At 46.0% G+C, this 4,372-nt stretch carries 6 protein-coding genes and 2 pseudogenes; all 8 read left to right on the top strand.

Annotated elements, in window-relative coordinates:
- A pseudogene (locus Q0198_RS04000) lies at window positions 1-383 on the top strand (phage tail protein); the annotation flags it as partial.
- Between the two features lie 33 nt (window positions 384-416).
- Window positions 417-926: a phage major tail tube protein gene (locus tag Q0198_RS04005; protein WP_297895267.1), complete on the top strand. Its 510-nt coding sequence runs from the start codon at window positions 417-419 to the stop codon at window positions 924-926.
- A gap of 3 nt (window positions 927-929) precedes the next feature.
- The gene (locus tag Q0198_RS04010; RefSeq protein ID WP_297895269.1) at window positions 930-1,154 is read left to right on the top strand and encodes a phage tail assembly protein; all 225 of its coding nucleotides are present in this window, start codon (window positions 930-932) and stop codon (window positions 1,152-1,154) included.
- Window positions 1,151-1,309 carry a hypothetical protein gene (locus Q0198_RS04015; RefSeq protein WP_297895272.1) on the top strand — a complete coding sequence of 53 codons (159 nt, stop codon included), beginning with the start codon at window positions 1,151-1,153 and terminating at the stop codon, window positions 1,307-1,309. Before Q0198_RS04010 ends, Q0198_RS04015 begins: the two co-directional genes overlap by 4 nt.
- 232 nt (window positions 1,310-1,541) lie before the next feature.
- The gene (locus Q0198_RS04020; protein WP_297895274.1) at window positions 1,542-3,668 is read left to right on the top strand and encodes a phage tail tape measure protein; all 2,127 of its coding nucleotides are present in this window, start codon (window positions 1,542-1,544) and stop codon (window positions 3,666-3,668) included.
- Window positions 3,669-3,670: 2 nt separating this feature from the next.
- Window positions 3,671-4,072, top strand: coding sequence for a phage tail protein (locus tag Q0198_RS04025; RefSeq protein ID WP_297895276.1), 402 nt, complete (start codon window positions 3,671-3,673; stop codon window positions 4,070-4,072).
- Window positions 4,069-4,260 carry a tail protein X gene (locus Q0198_RS04030; RefSeq protein ID WP_297895282.1) on the top strand — a complete coding sequence of 64 codons (192 nt, stop codon included), beginning with the start codon at window positions 4,069-4,071 and terminating at the stop codon, window positions 4,258-4,260. Before Q0198_RS04025 ends, Q0198_RS04030 begins: the two co-directional genes overlap by 4 nt.
- Window positions 4,254-4,372 (top strand): annotated as a pseudogene (locus Q0198_RS10925) (phage tail protein); the annotation flags it as partial. The gene Q0198_RS04030 and the pseudogene Q0198_RS10925, both read left to right, overlap by 7 nt.

Genomic DNA, 4,372 nt, shown 5'->3' on the forward strand with positions numbered 1-4,372 from the left:
TTCGCGAGCAGGGCTTCAGGGCTTGGGGCGGAGAGACTAGCGATGTTGATAGCATTTGGCAGGATCTTGCCAGGGTAAGGATTTTTGATCGTATCTCGCAGGCTTGCCAAAAAGGGGTGTTTTTCGCGATAGATCGCAAAGCCGATCAACTCTATCACGCAAAAAGAAGCGTAGATGAGCTACTGCGGGCTCTCGTAGGAGCTAGAGTACTGCTCGGGTATGAACTTAGCTGGAGCGCAAAGAATACTTTAGCAAATATCACGGCAGGTAAATTTTATCTTGACGTCAGAATGCAAAATAACCCAATCGTAAAGCAACTAACGCTAGATTTCATCTACGTAGATACATACGGCAAGGTGCTAATGGATGCGCTCAGCAGATAGAGAGACGGAGAATTTTAAAACAAGGAGAAAAGTATGAAAAGAATTATCCCTCAAGCGGTGCAAGAATGCAACGTATTCATCAACGGTCAGGGCTATTTAGGCGTTACAAAAACGCTCAAACTTCCTACTATGGAGTTTGAGACGATAGAGGCCAAAGGTGCGCTTAGCGCAAATTATAGCAGCGGCATTTTAGCCGCTACCGAGGTAAGCTTTACGATCCGCATTGCAGATAGAAACACTTGGCTTGCTATGGGCCTGAATGCCTTTAGCTCGCGCGTGCCGTTTCTTTTCACCGCCTCGATCTATCAAGCATCAGGCGAGCCGAAGCCGTTTAGCGCAGCTTTTACGGGTGATATTACAAAGATTGAATTTGCAGATTTTGAAAGCGGCGCCGAGATGGAAGTTACGATCACGCTTCAAGCGCACTTTGTCGATATCAATATAGACAAGACGCCGATGGTGTTAAAAGATGCCGAAAATATGATCCTAATGATCGGCGGGGTGGATTATATGGCGAAAGTAAGATCAAATTTAGGAGAGTAAAAAATGAGAAATATCAAAGTAAATCTGCCGATTTGCGGCGAAGAGATAGAGGTTTTTGCGCCGAGCGTAAAAACCTTCAAAGCTGTTTCGGCTGAAAAAACCGAGATCGAGCAAAGCATAAAACTCTGCGCTGCTTGCGCCAACAAAACCCCGGCGCAGATCGAGGAGCTCGATATCGCCGATTTTAACGTTTTACAAAAGACGGTACAGGGTTTTTTGGACGTTTGAGCGCAGCCGATAATGAAAACATCGCGCTGCTAGGCTACGTGTTGCATTTTAGCTATAGCGAAATTTTAGATATGGATATGATCGATTTTAGTGAATTTGTGGCTATAAGTATTAAAATTTTAAAAGCGCAAAGCGGAGCGCTCAAGGGCGCTTAAAAATGCGTTAAACAGTCTTTTAAACGTGCGGTGGATAGGTCGTAAAAACGCTATTACTCCGCCTGCGACGATAAGGATCGTAATGAGCGGATTAGGTTCTAAGCCCAATATCAAGCTCACCAGCAGCACAGCTGCGGTGATGATACCGGTATAAAATGTTATTAGATCGCTTTCTTTCATAAGAAGCGATTGTATCATAAATTTTCAAATTTGCAGCAGGAAAGGAGGTAAAATGGATAATCAAACTACGCTCGGCATAAGTATAGGGCTGGTTTTGAAAGGACTTTCTAGCGTCAAATCTGCCGATAACGCGATAAAAGGGCTTGCGCGTAGTGCAAAAAATGCCGGCGTAAGCGTAAAAAGTATAAGCGAAAATTTGCGCGGGCTAAAGGGCGTAAGCAAGGATATAGCTCGCTATAAACAAACAATTTCGGACGAAATAGGAAATCTTGCGGGCACTCTTGCAAAAACCGCAAGCCTTGCCGTGCCGATAAAATTTGCCATAGACGACGAGGCGGCCTTTGCCGACGTGAAAAAATATGTAGACGGCACCGATGAGGAGATGGCAAAGCTTAAAGGCGAGCTTAGAAATCTGAGCGCAAGCTTCGGCAAGAGCTTTAGTGACGTTGCCTCTATCGCCTCAGAGGGCGGCAAAGCAAATTTAAGCGGCGATGAGCTCATAAAATACGTCAGACTTACTACGACGGCGATGAGCGCCTTTGCTATGAGTGCAAACGATGTCGGTAAAGCTACGAACAATATGTTTGTAGGCTTTGGTATCAAAAACACCCAAGGTATCGAGGAGCTTTTCGACACCATAAATCTACTCGACAATAAGGTAAAAAACGCTAACGCCGATCAAATTTTAGAGGCTACCTCTTTGCTTGCCGCTACGGCAAGGATGATAGATTTAGATGGCAAGACTACGGCTGCATTTGCCTCTACCCTGCTTAGCACGGGCAAAGCTACGAGCGTAGTAGGCACTTCGCTGAATGATTTTTTTACGACATTAGCAAGCGCGGAAAAACAACCGAAGAAATTCCATGAAGCCCTGAAACAGATCGGGCTGGATGCCCAAACACTCAAAGAAAATTTGAACAAAGACGCTACTGCCGCAATGGTAGATTTCTTAGAGAGGATCAAGGCTGCGCCTAAAGATGCGCAAGCGGGGATTTTATACGATTTAGTCGGCGGTAACTACAACGATGAGATAGCATCTCTAGTGCAGAACATAGACGAACTTAAAGCAAATATCGCTATGGCGCGCTCTGCCGAGGCCAAGGGCTCTATGGAAAAAGAGTTGCAGGTTAAGCTCAATACTACCGCCTCGGCATTAGATAGATTGCATCAAAGCTGGATCAATTTAGCCTCACAAATCGGCGAGACCTTTTTACCCGTCGTAGATAGCGCAGCGAAATTATTTGCGGCTTTCGGAAACGCACTGCGAAAATTTAACGAAAAATTCCCTACGCTTGCCAAACTTCTGACCGGTGCGGTAGGCGGCTTCATAGCTCTTGGAGTAGCGATCAGCGGCGTTAAAATAGGCTTTGCAGGCCTTATGCTTGCTTTTGCGCCGTTTAGAACGGCTTATCATATCATTGCCCTGATGGTCAAAGGAATGTGGGCGCTTACTGCCGCCACGCTTCGTACGAATATTGCGCTTATAACACAAAGAGCTGCTATGATCGCTCACGCCGTGGCAAGCAAAGCCGCAGCAGCAGCTATGGCCATATTGAGAGGCGCAAGCATTGCTGCAGCTGCAGGCTTTCGCATAATGAAGCTGGCTCTAATCACTACTGGCATCGGCGCCATAGTCGTAGGACTTGCTACGGCGGCGGTGTGGCTGTATGAGAATTGGGATAGAGTCAAAGCCTTTTTTCAAAACTTTTGGCAAAAAATCAAGCCTGAATGGGAAAATTTTAAGAGCTGGCTAGATAGCTGGATAAAAGCATTCAGTAGTGTATTTGATGAGACGGTGGCGTGGTGGAAGGATCTATTTGCGGACTTTTTCGGCTGGATAGGCGAAAAGATCGATTGGGTGCTTAGTAGTGTAAAAAGCGTAGGGGAATTTTTCGGCTTTGGAGATAATAGTGCGCCGGTTACGGCGCCTGCTTATGCTAATGCCGATCGAAATTTCACCCCAGTTCCGAATCGCCCTATGGGCGAAGCGCTCAGCACTCTTAGCTCAAGCCGCGCCGGGGGCAGCAATACAAATATAACCTTTAACGGAGATTTTAAGATCGACGCTCACGGAGGCAGTATTGATACCGAAGCTTTTAAGCGGCAGATTTCAAAGGACGTGCAGGAGGCTATCAGACGAAATGAGCGAAATGCTAAAAATACGGACGTGAGAGGTTAAAAATGGTCTTAAATTTGGGCGGTTTTAAATTTGAGTGGAAGCAAACGAGCGAAATAGCGGTAGAAACGGAATTCGGTATAAACTCCGCCGAGCGGATAAATAATCACTCCGCGCTGCTGAACGCGAACCTGGGTACGCAGAGCATTACCCTTAGCGGACAAACTCTGCCATTCGCTTGCGACGGACAAAGTGCGCTTAAGCCGCTTTACGCTTTGGCAGAGCTGCGAAAATCCTTACCGCTCGTGACGGGGCTGGGTAAATATCTAGGCAGATTTGCGATAGAAAAGATCAGCGAAAACAGATCCGTATTCGCTCCAAATGGAGCATTTTTTACGCAGACGTTCAGCCTTACGCTTAGAAGGGATTACGATGCGAACGAACTTAATCAAAAAGAGAAGAGATGATTTATAAAGCAAAAGACGGCGAGCGATTGGATCAGATCGTATATAGACATTATGGGCATTTGCGATTTTTCGAAGCGGTGCTGGAGCTTAACCCGAAGCTAGAAATTGTTTTAAAAGCAGGCGATAGCGTAACCCTGCCGGAATTGAGCGAAGAAAAAATACCGCAAAAGCAGGTAGCGCTATGGTAAGAAAACCGATCTTCAAACTTGAAGCAAACGGTAAAGATATTACCGAAACGCTCAGGCAAAATTTGATCTCTTTGGGCTTTGACGACAAAGAGGGCTTTAAAAGCGACGAGAT

The sequence above is a fragment of the uncultured Campylobacter sp. genome (assembly GCF_938045205.1).
Classification (GTDB): domain Bacteria; phylum Campylobacterota; class Campylobacteria; order Campylobacterales; family Campylobacteraceae; genus Campylobacter_B.